Origin of the sequence: Thermoactinomyces sp. FSL K6-2592 (assembly GCF_038006465.1) — a bacterium.
Classification (GTDB): Bacteria; Bacillota; Bacilli; order Thermoactinomycetales; family Thermoactinomycetaceae; genus Thermoactinomyces; species Thermoactinomyces vulgaris.
Map to the genome: position 1 here is coordinate 821216 of NZ_JBBOVH010000001.1, position 21424 is coordinate 842639.

Annotated in this window: 26 protein-coding genes; 21 read left to right on the top strand and 5 right to left on the bottom strand. The window is 49.3% G+C overall.

The window, feature by feature from the left end:
* Positions 1 to 94: 94 nt before the first annotated feature.
* Both NYE37_RS04380 and NYE37_RS04385 read left to right on the top strand, forming a co-directional pair.
* The gene (locus tag NYE37_RS04380; protein WP_037995613.1) at positions 95 to 1138 is read left to right on the top strand and encodes a M42 family metallopeptidase; all 1044 of its coding nucleotides are present in this window, start codon (positions 95 to 97) and stop codon (positions 1136 to 1138) included.
* A 90-nt stretch (positions 1139 to 1228) separates the two neighbouring features.
* On the top strand, positions 1229 to 1708 hold the full coding sequence (locus NYE37_RS04385) for a PaaI family thioesterase (RefSeq protein ID WP_037995611.1): 480 nt from the start codon (positions 1229 to 1231) through the stop codon (positions 1706 to 1708).
* A gap of 154 nt (positions 1709 to 1862) precedes the next feature.
* Here NYE37_RS04385 and NYE37_RS04390 read toward each other — a convergent pair whose 3' ends face one another.
* Positions 1863 to 2231, bottom strand: coding sequence for a hypothetical protein (locus NYE37_RS04390; RefSeq protein WP_037995608.1), 369 nt, complete (start codon positions 2229 to 2231; stop codon positions 1863 to 1865).
* A 129-nt stretch (positions 2232 to 2360) separates the two neighbouring features.
* Here NYE37_RS04390 and glsA point away from each other — a divergent pair, with 129 nt between their 5' ends.
* Both glsA and NYE37_RS04400 read left to right on the top strand, forming a co-directional pair.
* Positions 2361 to 3272, top strand: coding sequence for a glutaminase A (gene glsA / locus NYE37_RS04395; protein WP_037995606.1), 912 nt, complete (start codon positions 2361 to 2363; stop codon positions 3270 to 3272).
* 119 nt (positions 3273 to 3391) lie between these two features.
* On the top strand, positions 3392 to 3691 hold the full coding sequence (locus tag NYE37_RS04400; protein WP_232335082.1) for a YlaN family protein: 300 nt from the start codon (positions 3392 to 3394) through the stop codon (positions 3689 to 3691).
* Between the two features lie 46 nt (positions 3692 to 3737).
* Here NYE37_RS04400 and cax read toward each other — a convergent pair whose 3' ends face one another.
* The gene (gene cax, locus NYE37_RS04405; protein ID WP_049720452.1) at positions 3738 to 4802 is read right to left on the bottom strand and encodes a calcium/proton exchanger; all 1065 of its coding nucleotides are present in this window, start codon (positions 4800 to 4802) and stop codon (positions 3738 to 3740) included.
* Between the two features lie 193 nt (positions 4803 to 4995).
* On the opposite strand from cax, the gene NYE37_RS04410 reads away from it, so the two are divergent.
* Together NYE37_RS04410 and NYE37_RS04415 are read left to right on the top strand one after the other, a co-directional pair.
* Positions 4996 to 5814, top strand: a complete 819-nt coding sequence (locus NYE37_RS04410) for an NYN domain-containing protein (protein ID WP_340711834.1) — start codon at positions 4996 to 4998, stop codon at positions 5812 to 5814.
* A 70-nt stretch (positions 5815 to 5884) separates the two neighbouring features.
* Positions 5885 to 6265, top strand: coding sequence for an Asp23/Gls24 family envelope stress response protein (locus tag NYE37_RS04415; protein ID WP_340711835.1), 381 nt, complete (start codon positions 5885 to 5887; stop codon positions 6263 to 6265).
* A 44-nt stretch (positions 6266 to 6309) separates the two neighbouring features.
* Here NYE37_RS04415 and NYE37_RS04420 read toward each other — a convergent pair whose 3' ends face one another.
* Positions 6310 to 6663, bottom strand: coding sequence for a YugN family protein (locus tag NYE37_RS04420; RefSeq protein WP_037995599.1), 354 nt, complete (start codon positions 6661 to 6663; stop codon positions 6310 to 6312).
* 134 nt (positions 6664 to 6797) lie between these two features.
* On the opposite strand from NYE37_RS04420, the gene NYE37_RS04425 reads away from it, so the two are divergent.
* The 8 genes from NYE37_RS04425 (at position 6798) to NYE37_RS04460 (ending at position 13080) form a co-directional block, all read left to right on the top strand.
* Positions 6798 to 8000 carry a M20 metallopeptidase family protein gene (locus NYE37_RS04425; RefSeq protein ID WP_049720450.1) on the top strand — a complete coding sequence of 401 codons (1203 nt, stop codon included), beginning with the start codon at positions 6798 to 6800 and terminating at the stop codon, positions 7998 to 8000.
* A 44-nt stretch (positions 8001 to 8044) separates the two neighbouring features.
* A complete protein-coding gene (locus tag NYE37_RS04430; protein ID WP_037995596.1) occupies positions 8045 to 8488 on the top strand; it encodes a CBS domain-containing protein in 444 nt (147 codons plus the stop codon).
* A gap of 137 nt (positions 8489 to 8625) precedes the next feature.
* On the top strand, positions 8626 to 9108 hold the full coding sequence (spoVAC, locus tag NYE37_RS04435) for a stage V sporulation protein AC (RefSeq protein ID WP_236533659.1): 483 nt from the start codon (positions 8626 to 8628) through the stop codon (positions 9106 to 9108).
* A 9-nt stretch (positions 9109 to 9117) separates the two neighbouring features.
* Entirely contained in the window at positions 9118 to 10155 is a 1038-nt protein-coding gene (gene spoVAD, locus NYE37_RS04440) for a stage V sporulation protein AD (protein WP_049720449.1), read from the top strand.
* Positions 10155 to 10823: an SGNH/GDSL hydrolase family protein gene (locus NYE37_RS04445; RefSeq protein WP_037995593.1), complete on the top strand. Its 669-nt coding sequence runs from the start codon at positions 10155 to 10157 to the stop codon at positions 10821 to 10823. Before spoVAD ends, NYE37_RS04445 begins: the two co-directional genes overlap by 1 nt.
* 67 nt (positions 10824 to 10890) lie before the next feature.
* A complete protein-coding gene (locus tag NYE37_RS04450) occupies positions 10891 to 11742 on the top strand; it encodes an SPFH domain-containing protein (protein ID WP_037995592.1) in 852 nt (283 codons plus the stop codon).
* Positions 11739 to 11927 carry a hypothetical protein gene (locus tag NYE37_RS04455; RefSeq protein WP_037995590.1) on the top strand — a complete coding sequence of 63 codons (189 nt, stop codon included), beginning with the start codon at positions 11739 to 11741 and terminating at the stop codon, positions 11925 to 11927. Before NYE37_RS04450 ends, NYE37_RS04455 begins: the two co-directional genes overlap by 4 nt.
* 67 nt (positions 11928 to 11994) lie before the next feature.
* A complete protein-coding gene (locus NYE37_RS04460) occupies positions 11995 to 13080 on the top strand; it encodes a S8 family peptidase (RefSeq protein WP_049720448.1) in 1086 nt (361 codons plus the stop codon).
* Positions 13081 to 13082: 2 nt separating this feature from the next.
* Here NYE37_RS04460 and mgtE read toward each other — a convergent pair whose 3' ends face one another.
* The gene (gene mgtE, locus NYE37_RS04465) at positions 13083 to 14432 is read right to left on the bottom strand and encodes a magnesium transporter (RefSeq protein WP_037995589.1); all 1350 of its coding nucleotides are present in this window, start codon (positions 14430 to 14432) and stop codon (positions 13083 to 13085) included.
* A 278-nt stretch (positions 14433 to 14710) separates the two neighbouring features.
* Between mgtE and NYE37_RS04470 the strand changes: the two genes are divergently transcribed.
* Together NYE37_RS04470 and NYE37_RS04475 are read left to right on the top strand one after the other, a co-directional pair.
* Positions 14711 to 14860 carry a hypothetical protein gene (locus NYE37_RS04470; RefSeq protein WP_156473329.1) on the top strand — a complete coding sequence of 50 codons (150 nt, stop codon included), beginning with the start codon at positions 14711 to 14713 and terminating at the stop codon, positions 14858 to 14860.
* A gap of 114 nt (positions 14861 to 14974) precedes the next feature.
* Positions 14975 to 15124: a hypothetical protein gene (locus NYE37_RS04475; RefSeq protein WP_156097737.1), complete on the top strand. Its 150-nt coding sequence runs from the start codon at positions 14975 to 14977 to the stop codon at positions 15122 to 15124.
* A gap of 45 nt (positions 15125 to 15169) precedes the next feature.
* Here NYE37_RS04475 and NYE37_RS04480 read toward each other — a convergent pair whose 3' ends face one another.
* Positions 15170 to 15508: a protease complex subunit PrcB family protein gene (locus tag NYE37_RS04480; RefSeq protein ID WP_170151235.1), complete on the bottom strand. Its 339-nt coding sequence runs from the start codon at positions 15506 to 15508 to the stop codon at positions 15170 to 15172.
* Between the two features lie 204 nt (positions 15509 to 15712).
* On the opposite strand from NYE37_RS04480, the gene NYE37_RS04485 reads away from it, so the two are divergent.
* From NYE37_RS04485 to NYE37_RS04505, 5 genes are all read left to right on the top strand, one after another.
* A complete protein-coding gene (locus NYE37_RS04485) occupies positions 15713 to 17371 on the top strand; it encodes a DNA repair helicase XPB (RefSeq protein WP_198050817.1) in 1659 nt (552 codons plus the stop codon).
* On the top strand, positions 17371 to 19209 hold the full coding sequence (locus NYE37_RS04490) for a helicase-associated domain-containing protein (RefSeq protein ID WP_340711836.1): 1839 nt from the start codon (positions 17371 to 17373) through the stop codon (positions 19207 to 19209). The genes NYE37_RS04485 and NYE37_RS04490 overlap by 1 nt, the downstream gene beginning before the upstream one ends.
* Before the next feature lie 18 nt (positions 19210 to 19227).
* Positions 19228 to 19659 (top strand): YlbF family regulator, encoded by a 432-nt coding sequence (locus NYE37_RS04495; protein ID WP_037995580.1) that lies wholly within the window; start codon positions 19228 to 19230, stop codon positions 19657 to 19659.
* A gap of 190 nt (positions 19660 to 19849) precedes the next feature.
* Positions 19850 to 20086: a YlbG family protein gene (locus tag NYE37_RS04500; protein ID WP_037995578.1), complete on the top strand. Its 237-nt coding sequence runs from the start codon at positions 19850 to 19852 to the stop codon at positions 20084 to 20086.
* A 97-nt stretch (positions 20087 to 20183) separates the two neighbouring features.
* Complete coding sequence (locus NYE37_RS04505) at positions 20184 to 21404, top strand: MFS transporter (RefSeq protein WP_037995576.1); 1221 nt, start codon at positions 20184 to 20186, stop codon at positions 21402 to 21404.
* Positions 21405 to 21424: the final 20 nt, after the last annotated feature.

Sequence of the window (21424 nt, forward strand, 5' to 3'; positions counted from 1 at the left end):
GAGAATCAGCGGCCAAGAGGAAGAGGCTTCCTTCTCATTTAGTCAGATGGAAGGGGAAGCCTCTTTTTTCTAAAAGCTCAAGGGGGAATGAATCATGAATTTTCCGGAAGAACAAGTTTTAACCACCCTGGTGGAATTGATGCAAATTCAAAGTCCTTCCGGCCATACCGACCATGCGATTGAATATGTCACCCGCCGGTTGACCAAGGCGGGAATGCAGCCGGTGTTCACCAACAAAGGAGGGGTGCTTGTCACCATCAAGGGAGAAAACGACACCCAACACCGGTTTGTGACAGCCCATGTGGACACGTTGGGTGCCATGGTGAAAGAGATCAAGGAAGACGGGCGCTTAAAATTGAGCAAAATCGGCGGGTTTGGTTGGTTTTCCGTGGACGGGGCCTATTGCTTTGTGGAGACGAGAAAAGGAGAGGTGTTTACCGGAACCATCCTCGCTTCCCATACGTCGGTTCATGTTTATCATGATGCCGAAAAACAAGAACGCTCCGATGAGAACATGGAAGTCCGGCTGGATGTGCGGGCCGGCTCCCGGGAAGAGATTGAGGCGCTTGGCATCCGGGTGGGGGACTTTGTTTCATTTGACCCGTCCGTTGTCCAAACGGATACCGGTTTTGTCAAAGCCCGCCATCTGGATGACAAAGCCAGTGTGGCCGTCATGCTGGAGCTTTTAAAACATTTGAAAGAATCCGGGGCGAAACTGCCTTATACCACCCATTTTTATTTCAGCAACTTCGAAGAAGTGGGCTTTGGGGCGAATGCCGGGATCCCGGTCCCTGTTTGCGAATACGTGTCGGTTGACATGGGGGCGACCGGGGAAGGGCAGGCATCGGATGAATTTAGCGTGTCCATTTGTGCCAAAGACGGTTCGGGCCCTTATCATTACGGGTTGACCAATCATTTGATCCGGCTGGCCGAGGAGCATCACATTGCTTATCAAGTGGACATTTATCCGCATTATGCTTCTGATGCCAGTGCCGCCGTCCGGGCAGGGTATGATGTGAAGCATGCCTTGATCGGCCCGGGGGTGGATGCTTCTCATGCTTATGAACGGACGCATCGGGATGCTTTGGAAAACACGTATCTGCTTTTGTATCATTATTTGCTTTCAAACATGGCGTGAACCGGGTTTGTGAGCCGTGGCCGTGCGGTTTTCTCAGGACAGCTTGTTTTTGAAACGGGATCATATTTGCAAGTAAAGGAGAGAGAAAAGGTGGATCTCAGGAAGGAACTGGACAGGATTCTCCGGGACGGCAACGATGAGGAAAGGGAAATTTTATCTTTGGCTGTACAGGCCATCCGGCAAAAAAGGGATCGTGACAGTGCCTATTTGTCCGGTTTTATGGGGTTGAAGGGTGAATTCATCGGTGAGGATGAGTATCAGTTTTCCGTTCCGATCACTCCGTTCATGTTGAATAAAGCCGGCATTGTCCATGGAGGCATCACGGCTACACTGGCCGATTCAACGATGGGATCGTTGATCAACCGGCGGCTGTCGGACAAATACCAGGGAGCCGTGACGGCCGAAATGAAAATCAATTATTTGTCACCGGGAACGGGCGAACGGATCATTTCCAGAGCCAAATTGCTGAAGATGGGAAGCCATTTGGCAACCGCCACTTGTGAGATCAAGAATGAGAAAAATCAATTGATCGCGCATGCATCGGGAACCTTTTTCATGATTCGAAAATAAGAAGAAACTTTTTGGCGGTACGGAAGAGGGATGGACGACGGCGGATGTTTAAAAGAGCCATACCGCCATTTCCGGTGATGTGATAAAACAGAAGAACGAGGGGGCCGAAAAAAGGCCTCCTCGTTCGTTTTCCTGAGGGAATTGAGCGGGCGGGTCATTCCACCACTTCGAGATGCGTCAGATAATCGACCGGCTGATCCTTGTTGCTGCCGTCTGCCAAATACAGAAGCGCCGGACCTCCTTCCCGGATTGGTTTGTTGTCTTTGGCAAAGCACAAATAAGCTTTTTTCGCTTCTTCCATGGAAATGACAACATCTTCGCCCTGACGGCGGCGACAAATCAACTTGGTGGCTTTTTCGGAAGGCTCGGCATTGGCCAGAAACGGGGCCAATTCGACAGCCAGCCCGCTCACTCCGTCCAGACGCTCCTCAAGAGGGAAACGGCGCTCATCAAAAATCCAAATGGTTGGATCCAGATGAATGGTATATTTTACATCTCCGGTTACTTGAATGACGGAATTCATCATGATCACCCAAACGAATTGAATTTTATAACGTTTTCATTATATCGAAGATGGAGCGGAGAATAAAATAACAAATGCTGAATCGGACATGATAATTCATAAAAGAACTTCGGAAAGAAGGAAGCCGATATGCAAAAATTACTGGAGCGTTTGATTGAAAAACATCTGCCCACAACCCGGTATGGCAAGTGTGCCGAATATATTCCCGTATTGGCCGGGCAGGATCCGTCCCAGCTGGGGATCACCGTTGTCACAAAGGACCAAAAAGTGTATCAGGCTGGACGGTTTCCGAAACGCTTCACGCTGCAAAGCATCTCCAAGGTGATTGCATTGATGCTCGCGGTAATGGATAACGGGGACCGCAAAGTTTTTTCCAAAGTGGGAATGGAGCCCACCGGCGATCCTTTTAATTCCATATATAACATGGAAATGATGAAGTTGAAAAAGCCGTTAAATCCGATGATCAATGCCGGGGCGTTGGTGGTGACCTCCCTGATCAAAGGGAGAACGGCACGGGAAAAGACGGGGCGGATCATCCGGCTGATCGAGGAAATGACAGGAAGCAAAGGAATTGAAGTGGATGAAGAAGTTTTTCGTTCCGAATATGAATCGGCGCACAGGAACCGGGCACTGGCCCACTTGTTGAAAGAACTCAACCTGATCGACCGGGTGGAGGAAACATTGGAAGCCTATTTGCTTCAATGCTCGATTCAGGTTACCTGTGAAGACCTGGCCAAAATCGGATTATGCCTGGCCCGGTACGGACAAACCTTTGACAACCGGATGGTGGTTCCGGTCTATGTTTCCCGAATGGCGAAAACCTTTATGGTGACATGCGGCATGTACAATGAGTCCGGGGAATTTGCCATCAAAGTGGGAATACCGGCAAAAAGCGGGGTCTCGGGAGGCATTATGGCTTCCGTGCCGATGGAAATGGGAATCGGAGTGTTCGGTCCGGCCCTGAACGAAAAGGGAAACAGCATCGGGGGGGTTGCGTTATTGGAAGATCTTTCGAGGGAATTGGATTTAAGTATTTTCTAATAACGGGATTCGGTATTTTACAAACGGAGGGGGTCATGATACACTAACTTTAACGCAGGGAATACGGGCCGTTTTAAGCAAACCAATTGCAATGACGGCGGTCGATGGAGGGGTTTGCTTTGACCATACCAACACAGACCGATTTGAGTTACAAGGCTCTGCAATTACTCAGAGAAGATGCAGATAAAATCGCTCAACTTATTTCCGTACAGCTTGACAATCTCACCTTGCCAAAATGTCCTTTATATGAGGAAGTTCTAGATACACAAATGTTTGGTTTATCAAGGGAAATTGATTTTGCCGTCCGGGCAGGATTAATCGAAAAAGAGCAAGGGCAACAAATCATTCATGATCTGGAACGGAAATTAGCTGATTTTTATTCGAAAGTTTTGCCTAAGTCTAATGATAATATGTCATAGATGAATAGACTCCTTTGAAAAAGAGGAGTCTTTTTTCTTTTTGGATTCAGGCGACAAAAAAGACCGCGCCCAAGATGAAATAGACAATCAGCAGCAAAACCCCTTCATACCAGTTGGTCGCCCCGTCCCGGGAAATGGATGCGGTGATCAATGCAGAGACGGCAATGGCCGCAATTTCATGATGGGTGAAGAGGATGTCCATGGGATTTTGAAACAACCGGCTCACAAAGATTAAGACGGGGGCCACAAAGAGACTGATTTGCAGGCTGCTTCCGATGGCAATTTCCACGGCCGCCCCCATCCGGTTTTTCATGGCCAGAAAGATGGCTGCGCTGTGTTCGGCTGCATTTCCGATGATCGCAATCAGAAAAGCGCCGACAAATAATTGGGACCATCCGAGGGTGTGAGCGACGGCTTCGACGCTGTGCACAAGCCATTCACTTTGAATTGCCACAAAAACCGTGGAAATGAAAAGAAGGAGGAGGGAAATTTTCCCGGACCAAACCGGTTCCTCTTTTTCTTCTTCCCGGTCCGGCAGACCATCCACGGCGTCCCCCAATTCATCTTTGTGCGTGACAAGAGAGAAATAAAGCCACAAAAAATAGCCGGCAATCAGGAGAAAAGCAATGACCATGCTGATAATCCCGACCTCCCGCTCCCCGAGAGATTGGATAAAGGCGGCCGGGATAAACAGGGCGATCACGGAAAGCATCATCAGGGATGCATTATGGCCGGCAAGTTCGGAATTAAAGCGCTGGGTTTTATGTTTCATCCCTCCGAAAAGGACACTCAGTCCCAGCACCAACAGCAAGTTTCCGATCACCGAACCGGTGATGCTTGCTTTGACCATGTCGAAGTATCCTTCTTTCACCAGAAAAATAGCGATGATCAATTCAGCCGCATTGCCGAAGGTGGCATTTAACAGTCCCCCCAACCGTTCCCCGGCATAATGGGCCACATTTTCCGTTGCTTTTCCCAACAACGCAGCCCACAGCAAAAGAGAGAAGGAAGCTGCAACAAATTGGATGAATTGGTTGCCCCAAAAGTAATGAGCCCCTGCGCTGAGCAAGGTGGAAAGAATCAATAAAGGATAAAACCATTTGTTATTCAATCCTGCGCACCCCTCATTCCATAAGATGTGAGTTTATGTTGAACAAAAAACGATTTTGTCATACGGAAACGCAAAAAAATGTCAAATCCTATCAAAGTATCTGTAAGACGATTTCGAAAGTTTATGGCAGGAAATCTCTGTAAAAAATCGAAATAATTGAACATACTCCATTTTATGAAGGGAGGGACGTTCGATGACTCCCGTGTCCAAGGACATAGCGATATTTATTGATCTGGAAAATGTGTATTACGGACTCAAAAAGTATCATATGGACCCGGATCACCCGGATGAGACTCATAATTTATTTTTGCGTCTGCAAGAACATTACGGACGGGATGCCATCCGCCTCATGGAAGCATATGCGGATTTTGAGCAATTGGATTTGTCCATGATGAGCCTGCAAAAAAAACGGGTTCACATCCATCAGGTGTACGGGAACGGGCGAAACGGCCGGGAACGGAAAAATGCGGCGGACATTCAGTTGTGTTTGGATGCCATGGAAGTGTTATATGAAATTCCCGAAATCAACACGTTTGTAATCGTCAGTGCGGATCAGGACATGATCCCGCTTTTGGACCGCTTGTGGTCGAGAGGAAAGCAGGTTGAACTTTTTTGCCTTTGTGATGAAAGTTTATCCCGAACCGCTCAGTTGCATGAGTTTTGTGACCAAACCCACAATCTCTTTGAATTTTTGAATATTAACGAATTTCAGAATCTGACGCAGCTGGATCGCCTGATTCATAATGCGGTGGTGCAAATTTATGAATGGTATCATGATCCCAACAATATTGGAAAGAGTTATGGAAGCACGTGGATCAAAAATGATTTTATGCGTAAATTCCACTTGGACGAAATGGAAGCGAACCAATTGTTTACGAAGCTTTTAAAAGGGAAATTTATTGTTCCTGTAGAAATTGAGATGGAAGATAAAACATATTATGGTTATAAGGTGAATCTCAACCATTCTCAGGTGCAAACCATGGTGAAAATCGCCGGGTATAAGGTAAGTTGACCGGATTTCCGCCGGACGGTTGTGCTAAACTATAACCGGGGGCCATTCTGACGACAAGGGGGGATGATGCGTGGCTGAAGAAACCAATCAAGGGTCGATCCGGATTGCCGACGACGTGGTTGCCGTGATTGCTGGACTGGCGGCAGGCAAAACCCATGGAATTGCCAGCATGTCAGGCGGGATGGCTGAAGAGTTCGCCAAACGGGTGAGCGGGAAGAACATCACCAAAGGCGTGCAAGTCGAAGTGGGCAATTTGGAAGCGGCCATTGATTTAAGAGTCATCGTGGACTATGGCCAACCCATTCACAAAGTATGCCGGGAACTCCAACAAAATGTGAAAGAAGCCGTGGAAACGATGACGGGCTTACATGTGGTTGAAGTCAATGTCAAAGTGGACGGCGTCCATATAAAGGAAACGGCTGTCCAAGCCGGTAACGGGGAGTTGCGTTGAAAAAGAGGGTGAAGCCAAAGCACCCTCTTCTTTTGTCCAAATCTTTATTTTTTCTCTTCCAGCAAAGCTTTTTCCAAATCATTCAGCAGTTGTTGGACTTCTTCTTTTAATTCTTCCGGGACTTCGGCAGTGTCATCCAGGCCGTGCGGGAAGAAGTGACGGGAAAATACGGGAGTGCCCAGCTCCAGCAATGCTTTCGGGTGTTCCAAACGTTTATCGTTCACGACATCTCCGCTCAGACGCAGGTAGTAACTCACGCCATTGGCTGACAATTTGTAATCGTACGTGACCCGTTCATAATCCCAGGACCAGCGGACAAATCCCAATTTTTTCATTAATTTTTCCATTTCGCCGAATTCTTTTTTGATCCCTTTGGTTTTACTGTCATAAAAAATCATTCATGTGCGCCTCCTTTGTATTGGCACCGTATTCAATCCTTTTTTATCATAGTACGAACGCTTTGACAAAGCAACCGGACAAAGGGGCATAAAGGAGGAGCGAAAAAGGGAAGAGAGGAGTGCCGAGAGGACAGATGAAAGAACGATTGGACCGTCTTTTTCCCCTCATGAAAAAGTGGCGCCGGCATTTTCATCAATATCCTGAACGTTCTTTTCAAGAGCGGGAAACATCCGAAAAGGTGGCTGGCTATCTGAAAAGTTTAAATCTGGAGGTCAAAACGGGAGTCGGCGGGTACGGCGTGACCGGTTTCCTCAAAGGAAAAGGAGAAGGGCCCACGGTCGCATTGCGCGCGGATATGGATGCTTTGCCGATTCAGGATGAGAAAACGTGCGAATACCGCTCGACCGTTCCGGGAGTGATGCATGCTTGCGGGCATGACGGGCACATGGCCATGTTGATGGGAGCAGCCGCTTTGTTGTCAGAGTTGCGTGAAGAGTTGCGCGGAAATGTTTTGTTTCTTTTTCAACCGGCTGAAGAGTTGGTTCCCGGAGGAGCCAAAGCCATGATTGAAGCCGGGGTGTTGGAAGGAGTGGATGTGATTTACGGGGCCCATTTGTGGACGCCTCTTCCCCTCGGCACGGTCGGGTCCCGCCCGGGAGTGTTGATGGCGGCGGCGGATGCGTTCCGGATTGAGATCAAAGGGCGGGGCGGCCATGCCGGATTGCCGCATGAATCCGTTGATGCGGTGCAAATTGCCGCTCACTTGGTGGTTCATTTGCAATCCATTATCAGCAGGGAAGTCAATCCCTTGGAACCGGCAGTGATTTCAGTGGGAATGATCCAGGCGGGGCAAACTTTCAATGTGATTGCGGAACATTGCCGGTTGGAGGGCACCGTGCGCACATTCAATGAAGAAGTCCGCCGGTTGATTGTGCGCCGGATGAAAGAAGTCACTGAGTCCACTTGCCGCATGTATGGGGCCGATTGCGAATTTTACTATGAGTGGGGGTATCCCGCCGTTTCCAACGAGTCCCGGCCCGCACGGGAATTAATGGACGAAGCGCGAAAGATTGACGGAGTTTCCTGCGTGAAGGAAATGGAACCTTTAATGGCTGGTGAAGATTTCAGTTATTACCTGAAGGAACGTCCCGGCGCCTTTTGCTTTATCGGGGCGGGAAATGATCAGGATTTTCGGTATCCGCACCATCATCCGATGTTTGATTTTGATGAAAGGGCCATGAAAATCGGGGCCGAATTATTGACCCGGACGGCCTTGAGGGAAATGGGGCTGGAATTGGAGGAAATAGGGAAAATTCCCGGGCAGTGTCAGGAATGAGTTGTCCCTCCCTGGCAAAGGATATAACCCAAGGGGGGATTCTGATGCATACTTTACGCGAAGTCATGTCGACCAACGTTGAAGCTGTGTCGCCGCAGGACAATGTGTATGAAGTGGCAAACAAAATGCGCGGTTCCAATGTCGGGATGATACCGGTTGTGGAAAACGGAGAGTTAAAAGGCGTGATTACAGACCGGGACCTTGTAACACGGGGAATTGCAGACAAGAAGCCGAATTCCAGTTCCGTCAGCGACATTATGTCCACCAATCTTGTTTATGGTACACCGGATATGACGGTGGATGAAGCCGCTGAATTGATGGCAAGAGCGCAAGTGAGACGTTTGCCTGTGGTGGAAAACAATCGTGTGGTCGGAGTTGTTTCGATCGGGGATCTGGCGGTTCAGCCGGAGTTCCAGGATGAGGCCAGCCAGGCTTTGAACGAAATCTCCGAAACGCACAATCCAAATGCATCCAATGACCTCCAGTGAGTTTGTGCCATGTTGCCGGTGAAACGCCGGCGGCATGGTTTTTTGCATGCTTTTTACATGGGAATCCGGGTGCATAAAGTGGGCGAAAAGGCCGCAATCTAAAAGAAGATACTGGTTGAAAAAGGAGCGAAGAAAACGTGAGCGAAAAGATTTCGTCAGCCAATGTGGATAAAAAATCCCAAAAAGCGTATCAAAAACTGGCAAAAAAACATCAACCGCGGCCCAATGTGCTGAAAAACTGTGTGAAAGCATTTGTGGTCGGAGGAGCCATTTGCATGCTGGGCCAAGGGCTGTCGCAAATGTATGTCAAGTGGTTTGGGTTTCCGCCGGAGAAAGCCGGAAATCCAACAGTGGCCACATTGGTTTTTATTTCCTGTTTGTTGACGGGGTTGGGAGTATATGACCGGATCGGTCAATGGGCAGGAGCGGGAACGGCCGTACCGGTGACCGGCTTTGCCAATTCCATGGCTTCTGCCGCCTTGGAGCACCGTTCCGAAGGGTTTGTGCTGGGAGTCGGCGGAAACATGTTCAAACTGGCCGGTTCGGTGATTGTCTTTGGAACCGTTGCGGCGTTTTTCATCGGCATCATTCACTACTTTTTCTTTCATTGGATCAAATGATCGGGGGAGATGGAATTGAAACAAAGTAAATTAATCGGACAGAGTACATGGAGCTTTTCCGAAGACCTGTGTGTGCTTTCCAGTGCGGCCACGGCAGGCCCCATGGAAGGCGAAGGGCTGTTGAAGGATCGTTATGACAAGGTGTATTCCGATTTATACATGGGAGAAGAGACATGGGAAAAAGCCGAGCGCAAAATGTTGGAAGACGCAGTGCAAATCGCCATTGAAAAAGCAAACCTGACCCCCGGGCAAATCAATTTCTATGTGGCAGGCGATTTGTTAAACCAAAACATTTCTGCTTCCTTTTCCGCCAAAACAAACCAAATTCCCCTGCTGGGAGTGTACGGCGCCTGTTCCACTTCCATGCTTTCGTTGTCATTGGCTGCTGCTTTGGTGGACGGGGGATATGCCGATTATGCCGTGGCCGGTGTCAGCAGCCATAACTGCACGGCCGAAAGGCAATACCGTTATCCGACGGAATACGGAGGCCAAAAACCGGATACGGCTCAATGGACGGTCACCGGCGCCGGAGCTTGTGTTGTCGGGAAAGGAAAGGGAACAATCGGGATTCGCTATGCGACCATTGGCAAGGTGACGGATTTGGGTGTGAAAAATCCGTTTGACATGGGATCAGCCATGGCCCCGGCCGCGGCCAAAACGATTCAAACCCATTTTAAAGACACAGGCCGGACGGCGGATGATTATGATTTGATCGTCACCGGGGATCTGGCCAGTGTGGGATTACCCATAGCCAGGGAACTGTTGGAGAATGACGGTTACAACATGGGAGCCAAATTCAAAGACTGCGGTTTGATGATTTATACCCAGGATCAGCAAACCTTTGCCGGGGGAAGCGGGTGTGCCAGCAGTGCGGTGGTGACTTACGGTCATTTATTGAAGGAGATGGAAGAAGGAGTGTATGACCGGATCCTAGTGGTGGCGACCGGAGCCTTGCTCAGTCCGGTTTCTTATCAGCAAGGCGAAGCGATTCCTTGCATTGCCCATGCCGTTTCATTTGAAAGGCGAAATGAGAAGGGAGGGTCTTGATGCATAATGAACCACCAGCCGCCGTTTCTTATTTGGCCATCGGGGATTCGTTGACGGAAGGAATCGGGGCAAACAGTCCCCAACAACATTTCGTGGCCCAGCTTTTCCGTTATTTAAGGCATTCCGATCACTGCCACTTCCGTAATTGGGGGATTTCGGGAATGACTTCCACCGAGTTGTTGCAGCTGGTGCAACATTCGGCTTTCCAACGACTCCTCCCGCGTTTGACCCACTTGACTGTGACCACGGGGGGATGCGATTTTATCGAGCTGTTTGAAAAAGGAAAGCTGACCGTCGGGGAAATCCTGAAATCTTCCCGCATGGTGCAAAGAAATGTCCGGCAAATCCTTTCATTGATCCGGCGGCAAAATCCTCGGTTGACCGTTTATCTGTTGGGATTTTACATTCCGTTGCCGGCATATGAGATGGGGATCGAGCAGGCGCAGCTCTTTGTCCAGATGTTGAACCGGGCGTATTCGGGTTTGTGCAAGCGGTTCCGAGTGAATATGGTGGATCCGTATCCATCGTTTTTAAACCGCAAAGAGTATTTTGCCGATGAAGTGCATCCCAACCAAACGGGTTATGATGAGTTGGCCCGGTTATTCATCCAGTCGGCCAAGCAAAGTCCTCTTCAGAATCCTGGGGAAATGAGCAAAACCATCTCTTAAAAAGGGGTGGTTTTTTATTTATCATAATGATATCATTTAGATAACAAATCAATTTCGAGGTGAAGGTATGAATCAATCACGGGAAGTTGTTACCTGGAAAGTGAATGGATTTTTGATGCTTTTGGTTCACTTGGTATTACTGGTTGCCGGAGCAGTGTTGGTTTTGGCAGGCCATTTGCTTGGTGTCATTTTGTTGATTCTGTTTTTCGTCACTTTGCCGGGGTACACCCTCATTCAGCCGAACGAAGCGCGTGTCTTGCTGTTTTTTGGGAAATATGTGGGCAGTGTCCGGGAAGACGGGTTTTTCTGGCTCAATCCGTTTGCTGCCAAAAAAAAGATCTCTTTACGCGTCCGGAATTTCCAAAGCGATAAGTTAAAAGTGAATGATGCCGACGGAAATCCGATTTTGATCGGAGCGGTGATTGTCTGGCGGGTCGTCGATTCAGCCAAAGCATTGTTGGATGTGGAAGATTTCGATTCTTTTGTTGCGGTGCAAAGTGAAACGGCCATCCGGGCCATTGCCAGCCGTTATCCGTATGACCGCCAAGACGATGCGGAAATCTCTCTGCGTACGGCCACCGACGATGTGACAGAGAATTTGCGGGAGGAATTGGGGAAACGTTTGGCGATTGCCGGGGTGGAAGTATTGGAAGCGCGGATCAGCCATTTGGCATATGCCCCGGAAATCGCCCAGTCCATGTTGCGCCGCCAGCAAGCGCAGGCAGTCATTGCTGCACGCAAGCAAATTGTTGAAGGGGCCATGAGTATGGTTGAAATGACGCTGTCCCATTTGGAAAAACAGGGTGTGGTTCAACTGGATGAAGAAAGAAAAGCGGCCATGGCCAATAATCTGATGGTGGCGCTGGTTTCGGAGAGTGAATCCCAGCCTGTGATCAATACAGGCACCCTGTACTCATGAGCAAAGAAAAAAAGCGTTTCCTTCTCCGGCTCGACCATGCACTTTATTCGGCTTTGGAAAAATGGGCAGCGGATGAGTTTCGCAGTGTGAATGCACAGATCGAGTTTATTTTAAAACAAGCCGCGAAAAAAGCAGGCCGGTTTCCTCCGGAACCAAAGACCGGGAAGAAGGAAAATAAACTATAACGCTATGAATCTCGTCTATACCAAATCACCCCTCGATTCATAACTAGAATCAAAGGGGTGATTTTTTATGAGTGCCAACTATCACTTGTTGCTACGCTCTCCTGCCCATTTGAAAAAAATCAAAGCCGCGGGAGGAAACATCCTGTTTGTTGGAAAATACACGCCGGCGGTGATTGTGTCATTCAAACATCCCGACCAGGCCCGGAAAATTGCCAATAGTCCGGAATTGATCGGCATTGCCAAAGATCAGTTGTTAACCCTCCCGTATTATAAGGTCAACAAGGTGATCAAAGCATCGGCCGTGCCTTATCCCGAACACAAGATGATGAATCAACAGGTGTTGACGTGGAATATCGCCCGCGTGATCGGAAAACGCCGTTTAAACAGCGGATCGGGCGTCCGGGTCGGTGTCATTGACACGGGGATTGATTTTCATCATCCCGATCTGGCTTCCAATGTGAAAGGAGGAGTCAACATTCTGTCTCCTTCTCTGCCGCCGATGGATGAAAACGGTCACGGAACACACATTGCCGGCATCATCGGTGCATTGAACAATCATTACGGTGTGGTGGGAGTGGCTCCGAAGGTTTCGCTTTATGCCATCAAAGTACTCAATGCATCGGGAAAAGGGACGATTTCCAATTTGATTCGCGGTGTGGAATGGGCGATTGCCAACCGCATGCATATTTTAAACATCAGTATCAGCGGGGGAAAGTTGACCACGCCTCTGTTGGATTATGTTCTTCAAGCGGCGGTCAAACGCGGGATTCTGGTGGTGGCTGCAGCCGGAAACACCGGAACGCCGGCGGGGACGGGCGACACCGTTTCGGTTCCGGCGCGGTTGGCCCCGGTGATTTCGGTGGCGGCATTGAACCGGAATAACGGGCGCGAACCTTACTCCGCGACGGGAAAGGTGGATTTGGCCGCACCGGGATCGCAAATATTGAGTACCTACTCGTTACGCCGGTTTGCGATCTTAAGCGGGACATCCATGGCCGCCGCCCATGTCAGCGGGGTTTTGGCCATTTACCGGGCGGCTTATCCGCGGATGGATGCGAACGAGCTCAAAAAAATGGTTTTTCAGCGAGCCATTGATTTGCCGCCGGCAGGTCCGGATCCCTGGACCGGAAGAGGATTGGTCCGCGCATTGTGAGATCACATGAGGTATTGCAGAAAAAGGGTGGCGAACCCGAAGTAAATCATCAGGGAAAAGACATCGTTTAAGGTGGTGATCAAAGGGCCGGAAGCGGTTGTCGGGTCTATGCCGAATTTCTCCAAAATCAGGGGGACGAAGGTGCCGACCATGGTTCCCAAGATCAGGGTGAAGAAAAGGGAAAGCCCGACGACCAACCCCAGCTGAAAACTTTTCCAAATTCCGATCGCCAAGGTGATAAAAACACTGCATATCAAGCCGATGATCACACCGGCAATCCCTTCCTGACGGATGAATTTCCGGAAGTGATCCGGGGCGGGTTGATCCTTGGACAGGGCCCGGATGGTCAAAGCCAGCGATTGCGTCGCTGCATTTCCGGTCATCCCGGCGACCATCGGCATAAAGAGCGTCAAAACGGGAAGGACTTCAATGGTGCTTTCAAACAAGCCGATTAGATTGGCGGTGAGGATGCCGATTCCGAGTAAGATGATCAGCCAGGGAATCCGCTTGCGGGCGGAATCAAAGGGATCTACAAAGTCCGTCGGTTGGACGGCTGACAGTTGTTCCAAATCTTCCCGGGCTTCTTCGATCAGGACGTCGATAATATCATCCACGGTGACAATGCCCACCAGTTTTTTGTTTTGATCCACCACGGGCAGGGCCAGAAAATCATATCGGCTCAGGATCCGCGCCACTTCTTCCTGATCCATGTCAACTGGAACTGAAATGACCCGTTCATTCATGATCCGGTCGATTTTTTCGTGGGGTTCACGGATCAAAAGGTCCCGCAAGGAAAGAACGCCGATCAGCCGGTGGCGGACATCGGTCACATACAAATAATAAATCGTTTCGGCAGCAGGGGCGATTTCCCGCAAAAAACGCAATGTTTCTTCCACTGTATAGTGGGAGAAGATTTGGACGTATGCATTGGTCATCAATCCTCCGGCCGTGTCTTCCGGATAATGCAGCAATGCCCGAACCTGATCGGCTTCCACTGTTTTCATCTCTTTTAAAAGCAAAGTGGATTGGGACAATTCCAGTTCGCTGAGCAGATCGGCGGCATCGTCGTTGGGCATGTGGTCGAGTACTTGCGCAGCTTTTTTTTGACCCAATGCGGCAAGGACTTCCTTTTGTTCCTGAAGGTCCAATTCTTCCATGAGAAGGGCGATTTCTTCCGGCTGCAACAGGGTGAGCAGGCGCCTTTGATAAATATTGCTCAATTGGAAAAACAGGCGGGCCAGATCATACGAATGCAATTTTTGGATCATGGCCCGAAAACCCGTTTGATCCAGGTTTTGCAAGTAAGTCAACAGTTGCTTTAAATCTTTTTGTCCGATTGGTTGATGATCCATGATGGATTTCCCCTTGTCATAAGCCAAGCTTGTGTTTACATAAATTGAAACTGACGTGACAAAAAAGGAGGAAGTTCAATATGTACCCTATGTTTTACCCTCCGTTCAGACATGGTTATGGCAGTCCCTATTACCCGTTCCCGGTTTATCCCCCGGGCACCGGTTGCGGCTGCGGAGGAGGCCGTTACGGCGGATATATGCCGGGTTACTCATACCCCTCCAACCCTCCGTATGGAGGAGCTTATGGTCCGCCTCCTCAATCCGGGATGTCATATCCTATGTTTCCACCAGATGACCAAGGATATCAGTGGCAATGGCAAAGGCCGCGCCGGAACAACCCCCGGGCCTGGGAATCGCCCGAATCCCCGGAATCCCCTTGGTTCCGGGCTTATCAGAATCAGGAAAAAAACGAGAAGGAAGAAAAGTGACCCGACCGGGTTTTCCCTTTGTTTTATGCAAAGGGAATTTTTTTTGGAAAAAACAAGATCATTGAAAACCAAACGATACGGACACACTACGGACAGAAGGAGGGAATGGAAATCATGAGAATGCCGGATGTGATTCGCGAACCGGAAATTGCTCAGCCCCGACAACCGGAAATCATGACGCCCCGGGATCCGGAACCCGAAAGAAGAGAAGAACCGCACGCTCCCGACCGGAGTCCGGAACGGGTCAAAGAACCGAAACAATAAGAAAAAACGGAGCTTGTCAAAATGATTTGACAGGCTCCGTTTGATTTAAAGCCAATGAACTTCGGCGTGTTCCACATGATTTTTGGGTTCTGTGACAATAATAACGGCAGGATAAGTGATCACCTGCGCTTGGAAAGAATCCTTGGACGGTTCGTGTTTTTGCGCATGAACCACCAGTTTGTTGCCCTTTTGCTCCACTTTTTTCACGTCAATTTTATAGCCCGCCGTCGGCTTTTCTCCCAAACCTAAAATGACATATTTTTTGGAGTCGGCTGAAAGCAGACGGATGGATTCCCCGGGGGATTGCAGCGATTCTTGAGCTTGGTTTTGAAGTTGAGACGGCACCTGTTCCAAAGAGACGACTTGAAAAGGGATTTCTTCCATGACCGTTCCTCCCGTGTCAGATTCTTGACCGAAGGTTGAGCAACCGGCCAGCAAACAAAAAATAAAAACGGAGACAATGGATTTGAAAGTGTGCATTGGTTTTTCACCCCACAATTGCTTTTATGGGATAGACGTTTTTTTATGACCGGGAGTTTCAACATTCTTTCAACCGGTCACCAATTCGGGGACAGGAGGTGAAAAGGGTTGGCTTTCAAACCATTGATCGTCAGGGACAATGGGATCATTCTCGCAGAAAAACGGGCTCCGGGAATTCAGGATGTGATTCAAAAACTGGATCAGTTTGCCCGGTGTGTCAAAGAAACGGATGTTTTGTACACGTACCGTTGGGATGAATGCTCCCTGTGGCAAGCCGCCGCCGACGGATCCGATCCGGACAGCCTCGTGATGTGGCTTCGACAACATGCCAAATTTCCGCTTTCTTCCGGACTGGTGCAAAAAATAAAAACGGAAATGAAACGTTTTGGTTTGATCCGGTTTGAGAAAGACAGCAAAGAGACGTTTCTTTTGATGTGCCCGGAAGAAAAGATCATTCGACGCATCAAACAATTGTCGGAGATTATGAAATGTATTCTTCAAAAGAACAAAAATACCCTTGTGATTCCGATGGAATATCGGGGATTGCTGAAAAAGAAATGTGTTGATTGGGGTTATCCGCCTTTGGATGCCATCGGCTCTTCCGAAGGAGCACAGCTTTCCCTGCGCTTGAAAACCCACCCTTCTTTTCCCGGATTGCGTCAATACCAACAACAAGCGGTGGATGCTTTTTGCCATCCGGAGCAAAGCTGGCGGACAAGCGGGGTGATCCTGTTGCCGTGCGGCTCGGGAAAAACCGTGGTGGGCCTTGGCATTATGGAAAAGATTCAAAAAGAGACGCTGATTCTGACCCCGAATGTCACCTCCTGCCGACAATGGATCCGCGAATTGAAAGAGAAAACCGACTTGCCGGAAGAATGGATCGGAGAGTATACATCTTTAACGAAAAACATCGCCCCGGTCACGGTCACCACGTACCAAATGTTGACCAAAAGAGACGGAAAAACGGGTGCATTTTTGCATATGCACCTTTTTTCGAAAAGAGATTGGGGACTGATCATTTATGATGAAGTGCATTTGTTGCCGGCACCGGTTTTTCGGGTCACCGCCGGCTTGCAAGCCAAAAGGAGGCTCGGGTTGACAGCGGCATTGATCCGGGAAGACGGTCGGGAAAAGGATGTATTTTCGCTCATCGGGCCGGTGATTTATGCTTCCCGGTGGAAAGAGATGGAGGAAGGGGGATGGATCTCGGAAGCGGTTTGCCATGAGGTGCGTGTTCCGCTTTCCGACTCACTGAAAGAGGTTTACCAAACCGCCGAAAAACGCCACCGGTACCGCCTGGCCGCGGAAAATCCGCTGAAACAGGAGGTCTTGCAAGAGATCTTAAAAAAACATCAGGGCGAGCAAATTTTGGTGATCGGCCAGTATGTGGATCAACTGAAAGCTTTGGCGGAGCGTTTTGACGCCCCGCTCATCACCGGTTCCACCCCGCAACCGGAACGGGAAGAGTGGTACAGGAAGTTTCGGAAAAAGGAAATCTCTGTTTTATTTGTTTCCAAGGTGGCGAATATGGCGATCGACCTGCCGGATGCGAAAGTGGCCGTTCAAGTGTCCGGAACGTTTGGTTCCCGCCAGGAAGAGGCCCAACGTTTGGGGCGGATTTTACGGCCGAAAGCAAACGGACAAAAAGCTTATTTTTATCAGCTGGTCACCCAGGACACCTTGGATCAGGAATATGCATGGCAACGCCAAACCTTTTTGCGGGAAAAAGGGTATCACTATTTCGTCGTAAAGTGGGGGGGAACATAATGATGCGGGTGAGAGAGCTCCGGTATTGTTTGACTTCCTTATCCGACGCGGAACGAAAACAGATTGCAAACGCGCTGGATCTTCAAGAAGAGTCATTGGCTGCGATGGAACAGAAACTGACCGATCCCGCTTATTATCAGGATTGCCTGCAAAAGATGGACCGAAAAACGTACCGGTGGTTTTGGTCGGTCTTTTTGAAGAAGGGAAAAATAAAAAAACAAGCCCTGCATCAGGAAAAAAACCTGCCACTTTCCAAAGTGGAATATCAGCATCTGCTGGATGCGGCTTGCGGGCGGGGATGGATTTATTGCCTGCGGAACCGGCATATGGAGCGGATGTATTATGTGCCTTGGGAGATCCGGGTGGCCTGGGCCCGGTCCATTTCTGTCGCTCAGTCTCTTCGCCCATTGGATGAAGAACGCGTCATTCCTGTCCAATCCAATCCTTTGAAAGCAAGCCAGGCCTTTTTTCACTTTTTGACATCGTTAAGCCATGAACCTTGGCTGTTGAATCGGACCGGCCATCTCTCCAAAAAAGATCTGAAAAAAATGGATGTCGAGTTGGATTTGGACGACGTTCATGCATCCTGGCCCGGCTGGTCCGGTTTTCTGCTGGAAACCGCCCGTTTGCTCGGATTGGTCACAGAGACCAAAAAACATGTTGCCGTTCATCAAACAAGGTGGAAAAGCTGGCTTTCCACCCCTTGGCCAAAAAGTGTCGGCCAATTGTATGATGCCGTTCGCCATGTCCTTTTGAAAGATCACCCGGAGCTGGACGGATTCTGCTTGATTTTGGAACAATTGCCGGCCGGAACGTGGTGGGGATTGGAACAATTCTGGCGCCGTCTTAAAACGGAGGTGCCGCTGAAGATGCCGTTTCAATTCATCAAACGGTTGCAAGAGGGGTTTATCACCCCGATGGCTTGCATGGGCTGGTTGGAGTCGGGCAGGACGGAAAAAGGAGAAACTTGTTTCCGATGGATGTCTTATCCCCCCAGGGAGTGGGTGGATCCAGGCGAAATGCCGGTCTATGTCGATCCAGCACCGGAAGTTTATGTCCCGTTTCATTTTCCGTGGGAAAAGCGTCATGAACTTTCCTTGTGGGCGGATTTTATGGGCGGGGATTACATGCTTGTGTACGAGATCAACGAAAGGTCATTGGTCAGAGGGCTCCAATACGGACGGACGGTGGACAAGATTCTGGAAAAACTGGAAGCATGGGCGGGGGATGTTCCGTCTTCTGTTACGGAAAGGCTCCTTGATCTCAAAAAAAGAATCGGTGCCGTCACCCTGTCAACATGGACGTGCCTGAAAATCGAAAACGATGACGGGGCAAAAGATTGGCCGGTGCGGTTGGAAGAGGCCGGCTGGGAAGTCAAAAAACTGAACGGGTCCGAGTATTTTATCAAAGAAACACCAGGGAAAGTCAGGGCCTGGCTGAAACAGCAGAACCGGGAAGCCATCATGGAAAAAAAGGAATGGTCTGGTAAAGCCGAAAACCTGGAAACCGATTTTGAGGGCATCCGGGATTGCCGGGTCGAAGTTCCGAAACCGGAGCCTGTTCCTTTGCCCAAGGCTTGGTTTTCCGGGCTCAGGCCATATGGAATCAACATGGCCAGGGAAATGGTCCGGCAAAGCATTTCTCACGGATTGCCGCTTTTCATGGAGCATCAGGGGCGAAAAATGGAAGTGTACCCGGAACATTTGCGTTATGAAAATGGCAAATGGATGATGGAGGCGCTGGTTGGAACCGAGCGAAAAAACATTCATTTGGGTGAAGTGGAAGCTTTCCAGATGTTGCCCTCTCCTTCTGTATCGCGGGAAAATCCATTACAATAAAAAGGAGGAGGGGTGTTCATGGAAACACTGGACATGGCGACCATACTGCTTGAAGCATATCATTTGGCGGATAAAATCAACGAATCGCCGGAAGTCGAAGAGTACCTGCGGACCAAACGACGGCTGAGTGAAGATCAGGAAGCGCAAAAATTGATCCGGGAATTCCACAAAGTGAAGGATCAGTTTGAAGAAGCCCAGCGGTTTGGCATCTTTCATCCCAATTATCACGAGGCCAAGGAAAAGGCGGTGAAGTGGCAGGAGAAATTACGGAAACACCCGGCCATCCATTCGTATTTGTTGGCCGAGGAACAACTGGACCGGCTGTTGCATGAAGTCTCCAGGACCATCGCCCATGCCGTGTCCGAATCCGTGAAGGTGCCGGGCAATGATCCGGTTTTCCCCATCGGGGCCAAAGGTCGCGGCGGATGTGCAAGCCACTCTTCCTCTTGATTTTATCCCTTGTTGAAATAGAACGAGCCGGCAGAGAAAGCGCCTTTGGGTTTTTCTCTGCCTTGTTTATATTTGGTGTATTTCGCGCATTGAATAATTGTTAACAGAGTGTTAACATGATATTAGGCTGTTTTTTTATCCAAACAATGGCGCCCTCCGGACACGTTCCGAAGAAAAGGAGTTACCAAGCATGAATATTGCGGAAAGATTAGGTTTGGCTGTTTGGGTCAATGATCTGAAGTCAGCCCGTTCGTTGGGTCGCATGGGAAACATTCATTACATTTCCAAACGATTAAAGTACGTTTACCTTTACATTGATGAAAAATCTGCGGATCAGGTCATCCACCGCATTGAGCAATTACCGTTTGTAAAACGCGTTGAAAGATCGCAAAGAAGGAACATTTGCCTTGACTTTCATAAATCATGATGTCCATACTTTCATTTCTGTCACATCCAGTGACAGTTTTTTTGTTGTCTGTTATTTCGTATTTCGAAATTTACCATGTCGGAAGGAGTAAGAGAAGATGCCGGTCTGGAAGCGAAACATGTATATTTTGATGGTGTCGCAGTTTTTGGTTTTAGGATCGATGACCATGATCATGCCATTTCTTCCGCTTTATTTGAAAGAACTGGGCATGACGGATCCCAAGCAAGTCCAATTATGGGCTGGCTTGATTTTTGGGATCAACTTTTTGTCCCAGATTATTGTCCAGCCGATCTGGGGGAATCTGGCTGACCGGTACGGCAGAAAAATGATGATCTTGCGTTCCGGGTTTGGCATGTCGGTTGCCATCTTTCTCATGAGTCTGGCCACATCCCATTGGCAGCTTTTTTTCCTTCGCCTCTTAAACGGGATGGTTTCCGGGTTTATTCCGGCCTCGATTTCATTGATGGCGACCAACTCCCCGAAAGAAAAAAGCGGTTATGTGTTGGGGATGTTGCAAGCCGGGGCAACCGCAGGATCCATCATCGGTCCCTTTATGGGCGGGGTTTTGGCCGAGTTGGTCGGATACCGGAATAACTTCATTCTCACGTCTGCCATGTTGCTGACTGCGTCGTTGGTGGTTTTGTTTGCGGTCAAGGAAGAGAAAAAACCGGATCCTTCCGTCCAGCCGAAACAATCGGTTTTGAAGGACGGTCTTTTTGTGCTGAATCAGCGCACGTTGCTGCTTCTTTTCGGAGTCGGTTTGTTGTTGCAATTTGCCAATGTCGGCCCGACACCGCTGATGTCTTTGTTTGTGGATGAATTGGGAGCGCACGGGCACGTCGCCTTTTTTGCCGGATTGGTGACGGCGATGACAGGCGTTTCCAACATGCTGTCTTCCCCGATATTGGGCAGAACCGCCGACCGTTACGGGTCAGACCGTGTTCTTTTTATGGCTTTGATTGCTTCCGGACTGCTGTTTATCCCGCATATGGCGGTCACCAACATTTGGCAGCTGTTGATTCTCCGTTTCTTGTTGGGGCTTTGCGTCGGAGGATTGTTGCCTTCGCTGAACACATTGATCCGCCGTTTTTCGCCCCCGGGAAAAGAAAGCACCGCATACGGTTTTTACACCAGTGCCAACAGCATCGGCAATTTGCTCGGTCCCATCTGCTACGGCGCCATGTCAGGATGGTTTGGTATCCGTGGCGTTTTTCCGGTGACCGGCCTCATTTTGATCCTGAATGCTTTTTGGTTTAATGCGGTGATGCGCAAGAAAGTCCGGGATCCCCATTCCCGCAAGGCGGCCAAATCGGCCTGACAAAAAAACGAATTTGGAGG

What these genes read in the sequence shown, in the direction of transcription:
- NYE37_RS04445 (WP_037995593.1), top strand. Translation starts at nt 10,155, where the DNA reads ATGCATAATGAACCACCAGCCGCCGTTTCTTATTTGGCCATCGGGGAT.
- NYE37_RS04500 (WP_037995578.1), top strand. Translation starts at nt 19,850, where the DNA reads ATGAATATTGCGGAAAGATTAGGTTTGGCTGTTTGGGTCAATGATCTG.
- NYE37_RS04425 (WP_049720450.1), top strand. Translation starts at nt 6,798, where the DNA reads ATGAAAGAACGATTGGACCGTCTTTTTCCCCTCATGAAAAAGTGGCGC.
- NYE37_RS04430 (WP_037995596.1), top strand. Translation starts at nt 8,045, where the DNA reads ATGCATACTTTACGCGAAGTCATGTCGACCAACGTTGAAGCTGTGTCG.
- NYE37_RS04460 (WP_049720448.1), top strand. Translation starts at nt 11,995, where the DNA reads ATGAGTGCCAACTATCACTTGTTGCTACGCTCTCCTGCCCATTTGAAA.
- NYE37_RS04505 (WP_037995576.1), top strand. Translation starts at nt 20,184, where the DNA reads ATGCCGGTCTGGAAGCGAAACATGTATATTTTGATGGTGTCGCAGTTT.
- glsA (WP_037995606.1), top strand. Translation starts at nt 2,361, where the DNA reads ATGCAAAAATTACTGGAGCGTTTGATTGAAAAACATCTGCCCACAACC.
- mgtE (WP_037995589.1), bottom strand. Translation starts at nt 14,432, where the DNA reads ATGGATCATCAACCAATCGGACAAAAAGATTTAAAGCAACTGTTGACT.
- NYE37_RS04480 (WP_170151235.1), bottom strand. Translation starts at nt 15,508, where the DNA reads ATGGAAGAAATCCCTTTTCAAGTCGTCTCTTTGGAACAGGTGCCGTCT.
- NYE37_RS04470 (WP_156473329.1), top strand. Translation starts at nt 14,711, where the DNA reads ATGTTTCCACCAGATGACCAAGGATATCAGTGGCAATGGCAAAGGCCG.
- NYE37_RS04455 (WP_037995590.1), top strand. Translation starts at nt 11,739, where the DNA reads ATGAGCAAAGAAAAAAAGCGTTTCCTTCTCCGGCTCGACCATGCACTT.
- NYE37_RS04450 (WP_037995592.1), top strand. Translation starts at nt 10,891, where the DNA reads ATGAATCAATCACGGGAAGTTGTTACCTGGAAAGTGAATGGATTTTTG.
- NYE37_RS04380 (WP_037995613.1), top strand. Translation starts at nt 95, where the DNA reads ATGAATTTTCCGGAAGAACAAGTTTTAACCACCCTGGTGGAATTGATG.
- NYE37_RS04495 (WP_037995580.1), top strand. Translation starts at nt 19,228, where the DNA reads ATGGAAACACTGGACATGGCGACCATACTGCTTGAAGCATATCATTTG.
- NYE37_RS04410 (WP_340711834.1), top strand. Translation starts at nt 4,996, where the DNA reads ATGACTCCCGTGTCCAAGGACATAGCGATATTTATTGATCTGGAAAAT.
- NYE37_RS04475 (WP_156097737.1), top strand. Translation starts at nt 14,975, where the DNA reads ATGAGAATGCCGGATGTGATTCGCGAACCGGAAATTGCTCAGCCCCGA.
- NYE37_RS04390 (WP_037995608.1), bottom strand. Translation starts at nt 2,231, where the DNA reads ATGAATTCCGTCATTCAAGTAACCGGAGATGTAAAATATACCATTCAT.
- spoVAD (WP_049720449.1), top strand. Translation starts at nt 9,118, where the DNA reads ATGGAATTGAAACAAAGTAAATTAATCGGACAGAGTACATGGAGCTTT.
- NYE37_RS04420 (WP_037995599.1), bottom strand. Translation starts at nt 6,663, where the DNA reads ATGATTTTTTATGACAGTAAAACCAAAGGGATCAAAAAAGAATTCGGC.
- NYE37_RS04490 (WP_340711836.1), top strand. Translation starts at nt 17,371, where the DNA reads ATGATGCGGGTGAGAGAGCTCCGGTATTGTTTGACTTCCTTATCCGAC.